The sequence below is a fragment of the Cytobacillus horneckiae genome, from assembly GCF_002835735.1.
GTDB lineage: Bacteria > Bacillota > Bacilli > Bacillales > Cytobacillaceae > Cytobacillus > Cytobacillus horneckiae.
Genome location: NZ_PISD01000007.1, coordinates 43,199 through 57,702, shown reverse-complemented (window position 1 = coordinate 57,702; position 14,504 = coordinate 43,199). Strand labels below are relative to the sequence as shown.

11 protein-coding genes are annotated in these 14,504 nt (G+C 38.4%); all 11 read left to right on the top strand.

What is annotated here, in order from left to right:
- Positions 1-259: 259 nt before the first annotated feature.
- Complete coding sequence (locus CWS20_RS02490; protein WP_066197227.1) at positions 260-2,599, top strand: DNA translocase FtsK; 2,340 nt, start codon at positions 260-262, stop codon at positions 2,597-2,599.
- Between the two features lie 537 nt (positions 2,600-3,136).
- A complete protein-coding gene (locus CWS20_RS02485) occupies positions 3,137-3,865 on the top strand; it encodes a GntR family transcriptional regulator (RefSeq protein WP_066197229.1) in 729 nt (242 codons plus the stop codon).
- A gap of 62 nt (positions 3,866-3,927) precedes the next feature.
- Positions 3,928-5,037, top strand: coding sequence for a BMP family lipoprotein (locus CWS20_RS02480; RefSeq protein ID WP_066197231.1), 1,110 nt, complete (start codon positions 3,928-3,930; stop codon positions 5,035-5,037).
- Positions 5,038-5,236: 199 nt separating this feature from the next.
- Positions 5,237-6,766, top strand: a complete 1,530-nt coding sequence (locus CWS20_RS02475) for an ABC transporter ATP-binding protein (RefSeq protein ID WP_066197233.1) — start codon at positions 5,237-5,239, stop codon at positions 6,764-6,766.
- The gene (locus CWS20_RS02470; RefSeq protein ID WP_066197235.1) at positions 6,766-7,812 is read left to right on the top strand and encodes an ABC transporter permease; all 1,047 of its coding nucleotides are present in this window, start codon (positions 6,766-6,768) and stop codon (positions 7,810-7,812) included. The genes CWS20_RS02475 and CWS20_RS02470 overlap by 1 nt, the downstream gene beginning before the upstream one ends.
- 9 nt (positions 7,813-7,821) lie before the next feature.
- Entirely contained in the window at positions 7,822-8,772 is a 951-nt protein-coding gene (locus tag CWS20_RS02465) for an ABC transporter permease (RefSeq protein ID WP_217282355.1), read from the top strand.
- Between the two features lie 366 nt (positions 8,773-9,138).
- Positions 9,139-10,416: an EF-P 5-aminopentanol modification-associated protein YfmF gene (yfmF, locus tag CWS20_RS02460; RefSeq protein WP_066197239.1), complete on the top strand. Its 1,278-nt coding sequence runs from the start codon at positions 9,139-9,141 to the stop codon at positions 10,414-10,416.
- Positions 10,416-11,702, top strand: a complete 1,287-nt coding sequence (yfmH, locus tag CWS20_RS02455) for an EF-P 5-aminopentanol modification-associated protein YfmH (RefSeq protein ID WP_066197240.1) — start codon at positions 10,416-10,418, stop codon at positions 11,700-11,702. Before yfmF ends, yfmH begins: the two co-directional genes overlap by 1 nt.
- Before the next feature lie 212 nt (positions 11,703-11,914).
- Positions 11,915-12,637 carry an elongation factor P 5-aminopentanone reductase gene (ymfI, locus tag CWS20_RS02450; RefSeq protein WP_066197242.1) on the top strand — a complete coding sequence of 241 codons (723 nt, stop codon included), beginning with the start codon at positions 11,915-11,917 and terminating at the stop codon, positions 12,635-12,637.
- Between the two features lie 187 nt (positions 12,638-12,824).
- Complete coding sequence (locus CWS20_RS02445) at positions 12,825-13,070, top strand: DUF3243 domain-containing protein (protein WP_066197244.1); 246 nt, start codon at positions 12,825-12,827, stop codon at positions 13,068-13,070.
- Between the two features lie 633 nt (positions 13,071-13,703).
- A complete protein-coding gene (locus tag CWS20_RS02440) occupies positions 13,704-14,501 on the top strand; it encodes a DUF3388 domain-containing protein (protein ID WP_066197246.1) in 798 nt (265 codons plus the stop codon).
- Positions 14,502-14,504 lie beyond the last annotated feature (3 nt).

Below are 14,504 nucleotides of genomic sequence, written 5' to 3'. Positions count from 1 at the left end.
GCTATAATGGTAGTACAAACTGGAGCAGCCAAGACGGCTGCTCTCTTCTTTCATACATAATTTTATCCCAAATTAACGGGCAGTATGACCCTCACATCAATAAATCAAAGAGGATTAGGGGATAACTGCATGTAAAAGCCCGATAAACAGGACTCAGACTAAATCACCCGTGCTCTATGGGATGAAGAAAAAAACCAACTGATGTAGGCTTCACTTTATTGGCATGAGGCTGTTATTAGAAAAGTAGATAGGTGATAGGATGGCTAAAAAAAAGAAAAGAAAGACGAGAAAAAAGGAACATTTAAAGAAAACATTAAAATATGAGCTTTTTGCACTCGCGTTGATTGCCTTAGCGGTTATTTCCATCGCGCGCTTAGGTGCTGTCGGAGAAGCGACCGTATTATTTTTCCGGTTTTTTATGGGTGAATGGTATATGCTCTGCCTGATAGGCCTGGCAATATATGCGGGCTACATTATGTGGAAGCGGCAGCAGCCAGATCTATTTCATACGAAATTGATTGGACTGTATTTTATAATAAGCTCCTTTCTGCTGCTCAGTCATGTAACTTTATTTCAGCTCCTCTCAAACGGAGGGACATTTTCCAATCCGAGTGTAATCGGAAATACATGGCAGCTTTATTGGATGGAAGTAAGCGGAGAAACGAGTACCACTGACCTTGGCGGAGGAATGTTCGGTGCAGTGATGTTTGCTCTGTTTTATTTCTTATTTGATGAAACCGGATCAAAGATTATTGCCTTCCTCCTTATAGTGATAGGATTTATTCTTCTGACCGGAAAAACCTTCGGCCAAGCTTTTGGCAAAGTCTTTCTTGCAATATGGGAGTTTATAAAATCTCAATGGTCTGCGTTTATTAACGATGTGAAAGAATGGATGAGTGAATATAAGCAGAACAAAGGCAGAAAAAAATCTTCAAGAGCGAAAAAAGAGACTAAGCAGGAAGATACACAGCCAGAGATTAAAATTAATTCAGCTTCTGATTCAATTGAAGAAGAAAACACGCCTGAACCGATTATTTCAAGTTTTGCGCAAAAAGCCTATCGAGATGAAGATCAGGATATAGCTGAAAATCGTCAGCCGCAAGGTGAGCAAACAACTGGAAAGGAACCGGATGAAAGCGTGCCGCCAATCACCTTCACAGAAGTTGAAAATAAGGATTATAAACTGCCGCCAATGAAGCTATTAAAGTTTCCTAATCAGACTGATCAAAGCGGCGAATACAAACTTATTCATGACAATGCTGCGAAGCTAGAGCGAACCTTCCAAAGCTTTGGCGTAAAAGCAAGAGTAACACAAGTGCACCTTGGACCAGCCGTGACAAAATATGAAGTTCACCCAGACATCGGTGTAAAGGTAAGCAAGATTGTAAGCTTAAGTGATGACTTAGCACTCGCTCTTGCAGCAAAAGACATTCGAATTGAAGCGCCGATTCCAGGTAAATCAGCGATTGGTATTGAGGTGCCAAACTCTGAAGTTGCCATGGTCTCATTAAGGGAAGTTATCGAGAACAAAACAAATGAGAGATCCGATTCCAAGCTTTTAATCGGACTTGGCAGAGACATTACTGGTGAAGCTGTGATGGCAGAATTGAATAAAATGCCGCATTTACTTGTTGCCGGAGCCACAGGAAGCGGTAAAAGTGTATGTATAAACGGCATTATCACAAGTATTTTAATGCGTGCAAAACCGCATGAAGTAAAGCTAATGATGATTGATCCAAAAATGGTCGAATTGAATGTTTATAATGGGGTGCCGCATTTGCTTGCTCCAGTTGTAACAAATGCAAAAAAAGCATCGCAAGCATTGAAAAAAGTAGTAAGCGAAATGGAGAGGCGCTATGAACTATTCTCCCATACAGGAACAAGAAATATTGAAGGATACAATGAATATATTAAACGCCATAATGCAATGGAAGAAGCACAGCAGCCGCTTTTACCTTATATCGTTGTCATTGTAGATGAGCTTGCAGATTTAATGATGGTTGCCTCATCTGATGTAGAGGATGCCATTACAAGGCTCGCGCAAATGGCTAGGGCTGCAGGCATTCATTTAATTATAGCTACCCAGCGTCCGTCAGTAGATGTTATTACTGGTGTCATCAAGGCAAATATTCCGTCAAGAATTGCATTTGCCGTATCGTCTATGACAGACTCCCGCACAATACTAGATATGGGTGGAGCCGAAAAACTACTTGGACGCGGCGACATGCTGTTTATGCCAGTTGGCGCATCTAAACCGATCAGGGTGCAGGGCGCATTTTTATCGGATGAAGAAGTCGAGGAAGTAGTTGACTTTGTGATTGGTCAGCAAAAAGCACAATATCAGGAGGAAATGATTCCAGATGACGTCCCTGAAGCAACAGGGAATGTGGATGATAACTTATATGATGAAGCAGTTGAGCTAATCCTTGAAATGCAAACCGCATCAGTATCCATGCTGCAAAGAAGATTTCGCATCGGATATACAAGAGCAGCAAGGCTGATAGATGAAATGGAAGCAAGAGGTATCGTCGGCCCTTATGAAGGTAGCAAGCCGAGAACTGTCCTTGTTGGCAAGCCTTCAGACGAAGCCACTTCCTAATAATTGTTTATACAAGTGTTGAAAAGAGTCATGAAAACTCTTTTTAAAGGGTAATTAATAAAGAGGCATCTTAAAAAAGTCTATGACTTAGGATGCCTCTTTTTTTGTTTTCAAATGGTTATATATTTTAGTGGATCCTATGGCTATTATTTTTGTGAATACGTTATACGAAGATAAACCGTGTATATCTCTGTGAAGTCGCCCAATTTCAGAGTCTTCAGGTAGATAAACTGCATATATCTCTGTGAAGGCACACATTTTCAATGCTCTTTCGAGGATACCTGCATTAATAGAATATTCAAAGTACAGTTCTACTTTGTCAAATTGTGTTATACAATTGTATCCGCTTTCAATAATAATTGCTAAATAATGGTCAAATTGAGTAAAAATCAGCACAATAACCTATGTTTTTTCGACATTTTTCAGAAAATGTATTCCTTTATTAGGAGAAAAGTGTTATAGTATTTTCGATTAGTAGGAATGATTGAACATCAGAGGTCTGATGTCTTGAGAAACAAAAGTTGGAGGATAAACAGCATGTCAATTAAGTCAGATAATCGGCATTTGTATTTACAGGTCATTGATCGTTTAAAGCAAGACATTGAAGCTGGGGTTTATAAAGAGAAAGAAAAACTGCCTTCAGAATTTGATCTTGCCAAACAGCTTGGGGTTAGCAGAGCAACATTGCGCGAAGCGCTTCGTATTCTGGAAGAAGAGAATATTATTATTCGACGCCACGGAGTAGGGACATTTGTCAATGCCAAGCCGCTGTTCACTTCTGGTATTGAACAATTAAACAGCGTGACCAATATGATTATGCAAGCCGGGATGACACCTGGGACGATTTTTTTGAGCTCTGAAACCCAGGGGCCAACTGAGGATGATATCCGTCGTTTTTCTTGTACACTAGATGAAGAAATTGCGGTAGTTGAAAGGGTCAGAACTGCTAATGGGGAGCCAGTTGTTTATTGCTTGGATAAACTACTAGGCAAACATATCCCCGAATCCATTTCATGGGAAAAGGAATCTATTTTCGATAACCTTGAAGAAGGAACAGGGCGAAAGATTACATATGCAGTCGCCCAAATAGAACCATTAGGCTACCATGAGAAAGTGTCACCCATTTTAGAGTGCGATCCAGAGACGGCTTTACTCGTCTTAAAACAAATGCACTATAATGAAACGGATGAACCCATTCTCTATTCTGTCAATTACTTCAGAGCTGATAAGTTCAGTTTCCACGTTCTTAGAAAAAGAATTTTTTGATTAGCGTGTCAATCATTTGTCATACTACTAATGTAAACAAATTCCTTTAGGGGGTAAATATTTTGAAAAAACGTAAATTTGGATTTGCACTTTCATTAGCATTAGCTGCAGGGACAATCTTAGGTGCATGCGGTACATCTAATGATGAAGGACAGGGCTCAGACAAAGAAGGAAACAAAGAAGAAAAACCATTTTCTGTTGCAATGGTAACAGATGTTGGTGGAGTAGATGATAAATCATTCAACCAATCTGCTTGGGAAGGCATCGAAGCATTTGGTAAAGAAAATGGACTTGAAAAAGGAAAAGGCGGCTATGATTACTTGCAATCTCAATCAGACGCTGACTATTCTACAAACTTAAACAACCTTGCTCGCCAGGACTTTGACTTGGTGTTTGGAGTAGGATTCCTTATGGAAGGCGCAATTGGTGAAATTGCTGCTCAGCAAAAAGAAAACCAATTTGCCATTATTGATGGCGTGGTTGAAGAAGACAACGTAGCAAGCATTCTCTTTAAAGAACAAGAAGCGGCTTTCCTAGCAGGTGTTGCAGCGGCACAAGCAACTAAAACTGATAAAATCGGTTTTATCGGTGGTATGGAAATTCCTGTAATTGAACGTTTTGAAGCTGGTTTCTTAGCGGGTGTACAAGCAGTGAATCCTGATATTAAAGTTGAAAGCAATTATTCAGGTGCATTTGATAAAGCCGAGCTAGGACAATCAATTGCATCTAAAATGTATTCTTCTGGCATTGATGTGATTTTCCATGCTGCTGGCGGAACTGGTAATGGTTTATTTAAAGAAGCACGTGATCTAAAGAAAAAAGACCCATCTAGAGAGCTATGGGCGATTGGCGTTGACTCTGATCAAACGGCAGAAGGCATAGTAAATATTGATGGAACAGATCATAACGTCATTATGACATCTGCAATGAAGCGTGTTGACAATGCGGTTATTGACCTGTCAACAAAAGCAAAGGATGGAAACTTCCCTGGCGGAGAAACAATTGTTTACGGTCTTGCTGAAGATGGCGTAGGTCTTGCTCCGCTAAATGAAGAGCTTGAAAATAAAGCTGACATCGAATCTGCTGTAGCTGACTGGACGGATAAAATCAAAAATGGTGATCTTACAATTCCAGAAACAACAGAGGAATTAAAAACATTTAAAGCTGAGTAACATTGACAATGGAATAAGAGAGTATTTACTTTTCCTCTCTTATTCCTTTTTTATGGATAAAAGCTTAATTGAAGAATATAAGCCATTATATTTTTCACTTAAGTTTTTAAAATAAACAAGCTTGGCGTTTAGTCAAGTTTTTATTTAAGTATAGGAGGTCTGACCTCCAACTACAGCTAATTGGCGAGGAGTGAACAATGTGGACTATGTGATTGAGATGTTGAATATTCGAAAAGAATTTCCAGGTATTGTTGCGAACAATAATATTACTCTCCAATTAAAAAAAGGGGAAATCCATGCATTATTAGGAGAGAATGGTGCCGGCAAGTCGACGTTAATGAATGTTCTTTTTGGATTGTACCAGCCTGAAAAGGGTGAGATTAAAGTCAACGGCAAGAAAGTGAATATAACTAATCCTAATATAGCAAATGATTTAGGAATAGGTATGGTGCATCAGCATTTCATGCTTATTGATAAATTCACAGTAACAGAGAATATTATTCTTGGAAAAGAAATCACTTCACGCGGAAAAATTGATATGAAAAAAGCGGAAAGTGAAGTAAGAGAGATTTCGCAAAGATATGGATTAGCTGTTGATCCTCAAGCTAAAGTCGCTGATATTTCAGTAGGTATGCAGCAGCGGGTAGAAATTTTAAAAACGCTTTATCGTGGAGCAGAAATACTCATATTTGATGAACCTACTGCCGTTTTGACTCCGCAGGAAATTAACGAACTTATTCAAATTATGAAAACCTTAATAAAAGAAGGAAAATCAATTATATTAATCACACATAAATTGAAGGAAATCATGGAAGTGTGTGATAGAGTGACGGTTATTCGCAAAGGTGAAGGGATAGGCACGGTGGATGTAAAAGATACTAATCCCAATGAATTAGCCAGCCTCATGGTAGGTCGTGAAATCACATTTAAGACAGAAAAATCTGAAGCGGAACCAAAAGAAAATGTTCTCGAAATAAATCAATTAACCGTCAAGGATTCAAGAGGAATCCAAGCAGTAAACCAGCTTGATTTAACAATTAGGCAGGGTGAAATTGTCGGCATAGCAGGTGTTGACGGCAACGGTCAGTCTGAACTAATTGAAGCAATAACAGGTTTAAGAAAAACAGACAGCGGTTCAATCAAATTAAATGGGAAGGAAATTAGTCATCTCCCTTCGAGAAAAGTGACTGAATCAGGTGTCGGCCATATACCTCAGGATAGACATAAACATGGCTTAGTTCTTGATTTTACAATCGGCGAAAATATTGTTCTGCAAACATATTATCAGAAGCCGTATTCAAAATTCGGAGTGATGAACAACAAGGAAATTTATGTAAAAGCGAATAGTTTAATAAATGAATTTGATGTCAGAACACCAGATGAGTTTACTTTAGCGCGTTCTCTTTCCGGCGGAAATCAGCAAAAGGCGATCATTGGTCGTGAAGTAGACAGAAATCCTGATTTACTTATTGCTGCCCAGCCTACTCGAGGGCTTGATGTCGGGGCGATAGAATTTATTCATAGACGTTTAATTGATCAAAGAGATCAAGGCAAAGCAGTTCTACTATTATCATTTGAGCTTGATGAAATAATGAATGTAAGCGATAGAATAGCGGTTATATATGAAGGGAAAATCATTGCAATCGTTAATCCGAAAGAAACAACAGAGCAGGAATTAGGCTTGTTAATGGCCGGTTCGACTGAGAAGAAGGCAGGGGGAGTAAACTAATGTCCAGCCGATTACAAAATATATTGGTTCCAGTGATTGCCGTTTTATTAGGTGTACTAGTCGGAACTATTATAATGATTATAACTGGTTATGATGCAGTTGCAGGTTTTATTGCTCTTTGGCAGGGAGCTTTTGGAGATTCATATTTTTTTGGTGAAACAATCAGGCAAATCACACCATATATTCTTGCAGGGCTTGCGGTAGCTTTTGCTTTTAGAACAGGATTATTTAATATTGGTGTTGAAGGACAGCTCATCGTTGGCTGGCTCGCTGCTGTTTGGGTAGGTGTAGCATTTGAGCTCCCTAAGATCATTCATTTGCCGCTCGCTGTTCTGGCTGCAGCTGCAGCAGGTGCTTTATGGGCGTTTATTCCAGGATTTTTAAAAGCGAAATATCGTGTACATGAAGTAATTGTAACAATTATGCTGAACTATACGGCATTACACATAACAAACTATATTATTCGTACAGTTCTATCAGAAAAAAGCGACCGAACTGAATCTATCGCAGAATCTGCAAGTTTGAGATCGCCATTTTTTGAATCATTAACAGATTATTCACGCATGCACTGGGGTATTTTAATTGCAATTATTTGCGTAATTATTATGTGGTTTATTTTAGAAAAAACTACTAGAGGTTTCGAATTAAAAGCAGTTGGCTTTAATCAGCATGCTTCTGACTATGCAGGAATGAATGTAAAGCGGAATATTATTTTGTCTATGGTTATTTCCGGTGCATTTGCAGGTTTAGCAGGTGCAATGGAGGGGCTTGGCACATTTGGATATGCTGCTGTAAAAGGCGGCTTTACTGGTGTTGGGTTTGACGGGATCGCGGTTGCCTTATTAGGCGCCAATTCACCAATTGGAATTGTACTTGCGGCCATTCTATTTGGAAGCTTAAAAGTTGGCGCACTGAACATGCCGCTTCAAGCAGGTGTCCCAAATGAACTGGTAGATATTATTATTGCACTTATCGTTTTCTTCGTTGCTGCCAGCTATATGATTCGCCTTATTATAAAAAGATTTGGCAAAAAGGGGGAGAAATAAGTGGGCATCATGGAAATATTAATGATTATTATCCCAACTACATTGTTATGGGCAGCACCACTTATTTTCACCGCATTAGGCGGTACATTTTCTGAGAGATCAGGAGTTGTCAATATTGGGCTGGAAGGTTTAATGGTTATTGGCGCATTTACTGCCATCGTTTTTAACCTAACTTTTGTAGATGTATTCGGCGCCTGGACGCCGTGGGTTTCACTGTTAGCTGCGATGGCTGTTGGCGCACTATTCTCACTCATTCATGCAGTTGCTTCGATTACATTTAGAGCAAATCAAACGGTCTCTGGTGTAGCGATTAACTTATTGGCTGCCGGTGTAGCCTTATTCCTTGTGAAATATATATATGGAAAAGGGCAAACAGATATTATTCAAAGAGGATTCAGCAAAATTGATATCCCGATTTTGAGTGATATCCCGATTATTGGACCATTATTTTTCTCAAATACGTACTACACATCTTTTGTAGCTATCTTTTTTGCTGTAGTTGCATGGTATGTTATTTATAAAACAAAATTTGGCTTAAGACTGCGCGCTGTCGGGGAACATCCTATGGCTGCAGATACAATGGGTATTAATGTCACAAAAATGCGCTATTATGGGGTCCTTATTTCTGGGGCGCTCGGTGGTATTGGCGGCGGTGTATACGCTCAGGCCATTTCATCTGATTTTGGACATGCGACCATCAGCGGTCAAGGATTTATGGCACTAGCCGCGATGATTTTCGGGAAATGGCACCCGCTTGGAGCGATGGGGGCGGCAATTTTCTTCGGCTTTGCCCAAAGCTTAAGTATCATTGGATCTAGCTTACCGTTTTTAGAAAACATCCCGAATGTGTATTTATTAATTGCACCTTATGTATTAACAATTATTGCTTTAACCGGATTTATCGGCCGTGCAGATGCGCCAAAAGCTTCTGGTGTGCCTTATATTAAAGGGAGCAGATAATTTATAGAGCTTCAGAAAGACAGTTGTCTTTTTGAAGCTTTTTTTATTAAATTTAATTAGCATATTATCGGGAATGTATTTCTTATTACCTTACAACGCATTCCTTGAAAGCTTGCATTCATATAGCATATGATGGAAGATAAAGGAGAACATAAAGATATGTGAAGATGCTACCACCAAGCCTAAAGGCAACGCCATATTCTATCTGTTTGAGCAGCACCTTATAACTTTATGTGACAAGCTCTGGGCAAGGATAGAAAATAACAGCAGTTAATCATACATATACTATTAATTAGGCAAAGTAAGTGGAGGCAGCATGTATAGGTTATTTACTCATGCTAGTGAAAAATATAAAGGAGGTATTTTATGAATGTACTTGAAGAAACGGTCAAGCCGATAAAAGGTTTGAAGCTGCATACGATTAAAACAGATAAATTTAAGACGAATACGCTTGTTTGGAAGATGAAAGCACCATTGCAAAAGGAAACCGTCACAATCAGGTCTTTATTGCCGCATGTATTGGAAAGCAATAGTGAAGCCTTTCCGACGACAGCGAAATTAAGAGCTTATTTAGATGAATTGTATGGCGCATCATTATATGTTGATTTAGCAAAAAAAGGTGAATATCATATTATTTCAATATCAATAGATATCGCAAATGAAAAGTTCCTGTCTGATCAAACTCCTTTGTTAAAGAAAGCATTTCAGCTGCTATCAGACATCATATTAAAGCCTAATGTTGACAATAGTGCATTTGATCGAGCTACAGTTGCGAAAGAAAAAAGAACATTAAAGCAAAGGATCCAGTCCGTAAATGATGATAAAATGAGATATGCGAATTATCGCCTAATTCAAGAAATGTGCAAAGAAGAACCTTACGCCCTACATGTTCACGGTGAAAGTCAGGCAGTCGATGACATTACCGAAGAAACGCTTTATCGTTATTATCAGCAAGCACTTGCTGAGGATGAATTAGATTTATATGTCATCGGGGATATAGATATTGCTGAAGTGGAAGGGTACGCATCAGAATTATTGCCGTTTGCGGTAAGAGAACCGAAAAAGGCAGAGCAAAGGGCAGCGATTAGAAAAGCAGCTGTGCATCAAGTAAAGGAAGAACAGGATGTCAAGCAAGGGAAGCTAAATATCGGTTATCGCACAAATCTAGTTTATGGCGATGCTGAGTATTTTGCATTGCAAGTATTTAATGGGATTTTTGGCGGCTTCTCTCATTCGAAGCTATTTCTCAATGTGCGGGAAAAGGCAAGCTTAGCCTATTATGTCGCCAGCCGGTTAGAAAGCCATAAAGGATTAATGATGGTCATGTCAGGAATTGATAACAATAGCTATGACCAAGCAACATCCATTATTGGAGAACAGTTAGAAGCAATGAAAAACGGAGATTTTTCTGAGAAGGAAATTGAGCAAACAAAAGCAGTGATAAAAAACCAGCTGCTTGAAACGATGGACACTGCAAGAGGAGTCGTAGAAGTACTTTATCATAACATCGTGGCCGAAAAGCAAGTCGATCTTCAGGAATGGCTTACTGGAATGGATAATGTTACGAAAGAGGAAATTGTATCAGCAGCTAAGAAAACCGAACTAGATACTGTTTACTTTTTGCATGGAAAGGGGGAGGAATAATGGAAAAAATATCTTTTGAACAGCTTCAAGAAGAGATGTATTATGAGAAAATGAATAATGGCCTGGATGTATATATTTTGCCGAAAAAAGGGTTTAATAAAACGTTTGCTACTTTTACGACTAAATATGGTTCGGTGGATAATCATTTTCTTCCTCTTGGAAAAGAGGAATATATTAAAGTTCCCGATGGGATTGCTCATTTCCTTGAGCATAAAATGTTCGAAAAAGAAGATGGTGATGTTTTCCAGCAATTCAGCCGCCAAGGGGCTTCGGCTAATGCTTTTACTTCGTTTACAAGAACTGCTTACCTTTTTTCCAGTACGTCTGATGTTGAAAAGAATTTGGAAACGCTAATTGATTTCGTTCAAGACCCATATTTTACAAAGGAAACAGTTGAAAAGGAAAAAGGGATTATCGGTCAGGAAATTACGATGTATGACGATAATCCTGACTGGAGATTATATTACGGTTTAATCGAAAATATGTACAAAAATCATCCGGTCAAAATTGATATCGCTGGTACAATTGCATCCATTTCCCATATTACACATGACATGCTATATGAGTGTTATCATACGTTCTATCACCCAAGTAATATGCTATTGTTTATTGTTGGTCCAGTCGATCCAGAGACAATAATGACGCAGGTTAGAGACAACCAAGTCAAGAAAGCATATAATGAACAACCTGAAGTTCAGCGAAAATTTGATGATGAACCAGCCGCAGTATCAAAGGCTCGCAGCGAGTTAAAACTGAATGTGCAAACACCTAAATGCATGATTGGAATAAAAACGGGTAATGCAACACAATCAGGTCAAGAAATGCTTAAGAAAGAACTTAGTTTAAATATTATGCTGGATATTTTGTTTGGGAAAAGTTCGGAAAATTATAGCTACCTTTACAGCGAAGGGTTAATTGATGATACATTTTCCTTCGACTACTCTCAGGAGCAAGGCTTCGGGTTTGCGATGGTTGGTGGCGATACAAGTCATCCTGACCGGTTGGCAGAAGAAATAAAAACGATATTATTTAAAGCAAAGGAACAAGGAACAATTACGAAAGACAGTCTGGAAAGAGCAAAAAAGAAAAAGATTGGTGCATTTATGAGAGCGGTTAATTCTCCGGAGTATATCGCTAACCAATTCACGCGTTATTCCTTCAATGACATGAATCTGTTCGATATTGTACCAACTCTTGAAGGACTTAGCTTAGAAGAAGTGCAGCGTGCTACCGATGATTTAATAAGTGAAGACCGCTTCTCTGTATGCCAAGTGCTTCCAAAATAATATAGCGTGCCTTCGAAAGTGAAAAATAATAAAATTTAGTTCGATTCGGAGTGGCTTACCGCTCGCCTCTCGGAAAGCGAAACGGTAAGCCTCGGAGAATTCCTAACCTTTCATTTTTATTTTTAAAATGAGTTTTTTTACAGCCTGAGTGCCTCTTTCAAGAGGCACTATTCTTAATTAAAGGACATTGATATGAAAAATTGGGGGGAAAAATGAAGAAATTTGCATTAATTACAGGTGCCAGTGGCGGAATTGGACAGGCAATTGCCAGAAGGTTGGCGAATGAAGGGTATTCCTTGTACTTGCATTATCATACGAATGAACAAAAGGTAATGGAGCTGATTAAAGAGCTGAACCATTTAGGCGGAGAGAATATTCCCATTCAGGCTGATTTATCGAAACCGAATGGATATGAAAAAATTATTCCTAATATTTTCTCTATTGATAGCATCATTCATTGCAGCGGGGCTAGCCATTATGGGTTGTTTTCAGATCTTAAAGACGAAGAAAATCTTGAAATGATGAATCTTCACGTAATAAACCCGATTTTATTAACAAAGAAGCTGTTGCCGAAACTGCTATTTAAAGGGAAGGGAAGCATACTATTCATCTCTTCGATTTGGGGGCAAACAGGAGCGGCATGTGAAGTCATGTATTCGACAGTAAAGGGTGCTCAAATTTCTTTTGTGAAGGCTTTAAGTAAGGAGCTAGCACTTAATGGAATAAGAGTAAATAGTATTGCGCCAGGAGCAGTGAATACTGACATGATGAAAAGCTTCTCACCTGAAGAGATATCAGAAATTGTAAATGAAATTCCTATGGGAAGAATGGCAACGTCTGAAGAAGTTGCTGATGCTGCCTATTTTTTAGTATCTGACCAATCATCTTACATAACTGGCCAAACAATTGCTGTAAACGGCGGCTGGTATACATAATACACTCTGATTCCTTTGCTTTTCATGCATATTTGGAGCTCTTAAGATGCAATATAATACTGTACGGTTGCATTATACAAGCTGAGTTGGAAGAAGGATCTTCCTAAGTTATTGGAAGGTCATGTGTTAGCATCTGATCATTTCATACTTCTTCATCCAACAATGCTTAAAATTAGGAGGTAGAAATATGTCTGTACTTGATAATTGGCAACAGTGGAAAGATTTTCTAGGTGACCGTCTGGAGCAGGGCGAGGATCAAGGAATGAATCAAACTACTGTCAACGAGATTGCTTACCAAATTGGCGATTATTTAGCAAAATCAGTAGAGCCAAAAAATGACCAAGAAAAGATTCTAGCTGATCTATGGTCAGTAGCAAATGAACAGGAACAGCATGCCATCGCCAATGTTATGGTAAAACTTGTTCAAAAATAATCAGATTTTCAATATGGGGATTTCTACTCTATATCTCCACAACATAAAAACAGCTAATAGGAGTCATCTTCCTTTAGCTGTTTTTAAATTTCTTGGCTTAATGATACTAGTAAAATTCAATGTCCTTTTAACTGTATTATATGTAAAATGAATAGATCTCAGAGTGCCTATGAAAGATAAAATTAAAAAATTTAGTTAGATTTTGAGAGGTGTTCGCTAGCCACGCTAATAAGCGATCGGTAAGCCTCGGAGAATCCCAATCTCTCTATTTTTATTTTTGATTTGAGTTTCTCTACAACCTAATCTTTTCTTTTTTTCTATTGTATAGGGATTTTCCTTTCATCTTTAATAGAAATCATATATTATAGAATCTAGAGAAATAAGGAAATGAACTTATGTATCTATATTACTATTTTAAAGTTAATATTCATAATGAATTTATTAAGGGCAACATACTTAATGAAACGCAGATGTGTTAATTTATGGTAATTTTTTTAAGTAAGCAGCAGAAACTACATGCTTCATGATAAGCGGTGAACCTCCGTCATTTATCATGAGATGAATAAAGTTTGTCTATCTAGAAACTTTAGTAATAACTGAGGCTCGTTTGCATTCAAATAAGGAGTGTTACGAATGGAGAAGAAGGAATGGTATTTTGAGTATGAAATTCAGAAGAATAGACCAGGTCTGCTTGGTGATATTTCTTCTTTGCTTGGAATGCTTTCAATAAATATTGTTACCATTAATGGTGTGGATCAAGGTCGCCGAGGAATGCTCATTTTAGCTAAAGACGATGCACAAATTGTCAGGCTGGAATCAATCCTTAAAACAATGGATACCATTAAGTTAATAAAGCTTCGTGAACCAAAGCTAAGAGATAGATTAGCCGTTCGCCATGGCAGATACATACAAAGAGATGCAGATGATAAGAAAACGTTTAGATTCGTAAGAGATGAGCTCGGCTTGCTGGTAGATTTCATGGCCGAACTGTTTAAGCAGCAAGGACACAAACTTATAGGCATCCGTGGAATGCCAAGAGTTGGTAAAACCGAGTCGATTGTAGCATCTAGCGTCTGCGCCAATAAAAGATGGCTTTTTGTTTCTTCAACTTTATTAAAGCAAACCATTCGCAACCAGCTGATTGAAGATGAATATAGTGATGATAACTTGTTTATCATTGATGGGATTGTTTCAACTAAGCGGGCAAATGAAAAGCACTGGCAGCTTGTTAGAGAGATAATGAGGCTTCCGGCGATTAAAGTAATCGAACATCCGGATATTTTTGTACAGAATACAGAATATACGATGAATGACTTTGATTACATTATTGAATTGCGACATGACCATGATGAAGAAATAAAGTATGACGTCGTTGAAAGAGGAAATAATAATATGTTCTCCGACTCTGAATTTGGAGGATTTGATTTTTAGTTA

Bases quoted from the DNA above. Each gene is read 5' to 3' on its own strand.
- yfmF (WP_066197239.1), top strand. From the start codon at position 9,139: ATGAATGTACTTGAAGAAACGGTCAAGCCGATAAAAGGTTTGAAGCTG.
- CWS20_RS02465 (WP_217282355.1), top strand. From the start codon at position 7,822: ATGGAAATATTAATGATTATTATCCCAACTACATTGTTATGGGCAGCA.
- ymfI (WP_066197242.1), top strand. From the start codon at position 11,915: ATGAAGAAATTTGCATTAATTACAGGTGCCAGTGGCGGAATTGGACAG.
- CWS20_RS02445 (WP_066197244.1), top strand. From the start codon at position 12,825: ATGTCTGTACTTGATAATTGGCAACAGTGGAAAGATTTTCTAGGTGAC.
- CWS20_RS02485 (WP_066197229.1), top strand. From the start codon at position 3,137: ATGTCAATTAAGTCAGATAATCGGCATTTGTATTTACAGGTCATTGAT.
- CWS20_RS02490 (WP_066197227.1), top strand. From the start codon at position 260: ATGGCTAAAAAAAAGAAAAGAAAGACGAGAAAAAAGGAACATTTAAAG.
- CWS20_RS02440 (WP_066197246.1), top strand. From the start codon at position 13,704: ATGGAGAAGAAGGAATGGTATTTTGAGTATGAAATTCAGAAGAATAGA.
- CWS20_RS02470 (WP_066197235.1), top strand. From the start codon at position 6,766: ATGTCCAGCCGATTACAAAATATATTGGTTCCAGTGATTGCCGTTTTA.
- yfmH (WP_066197240.1), top strand. From the start codon at position 10,416: ATGGAAAAAATATCTTTTGAACAGCTTCAAGAAGAGATGTATTATGAG.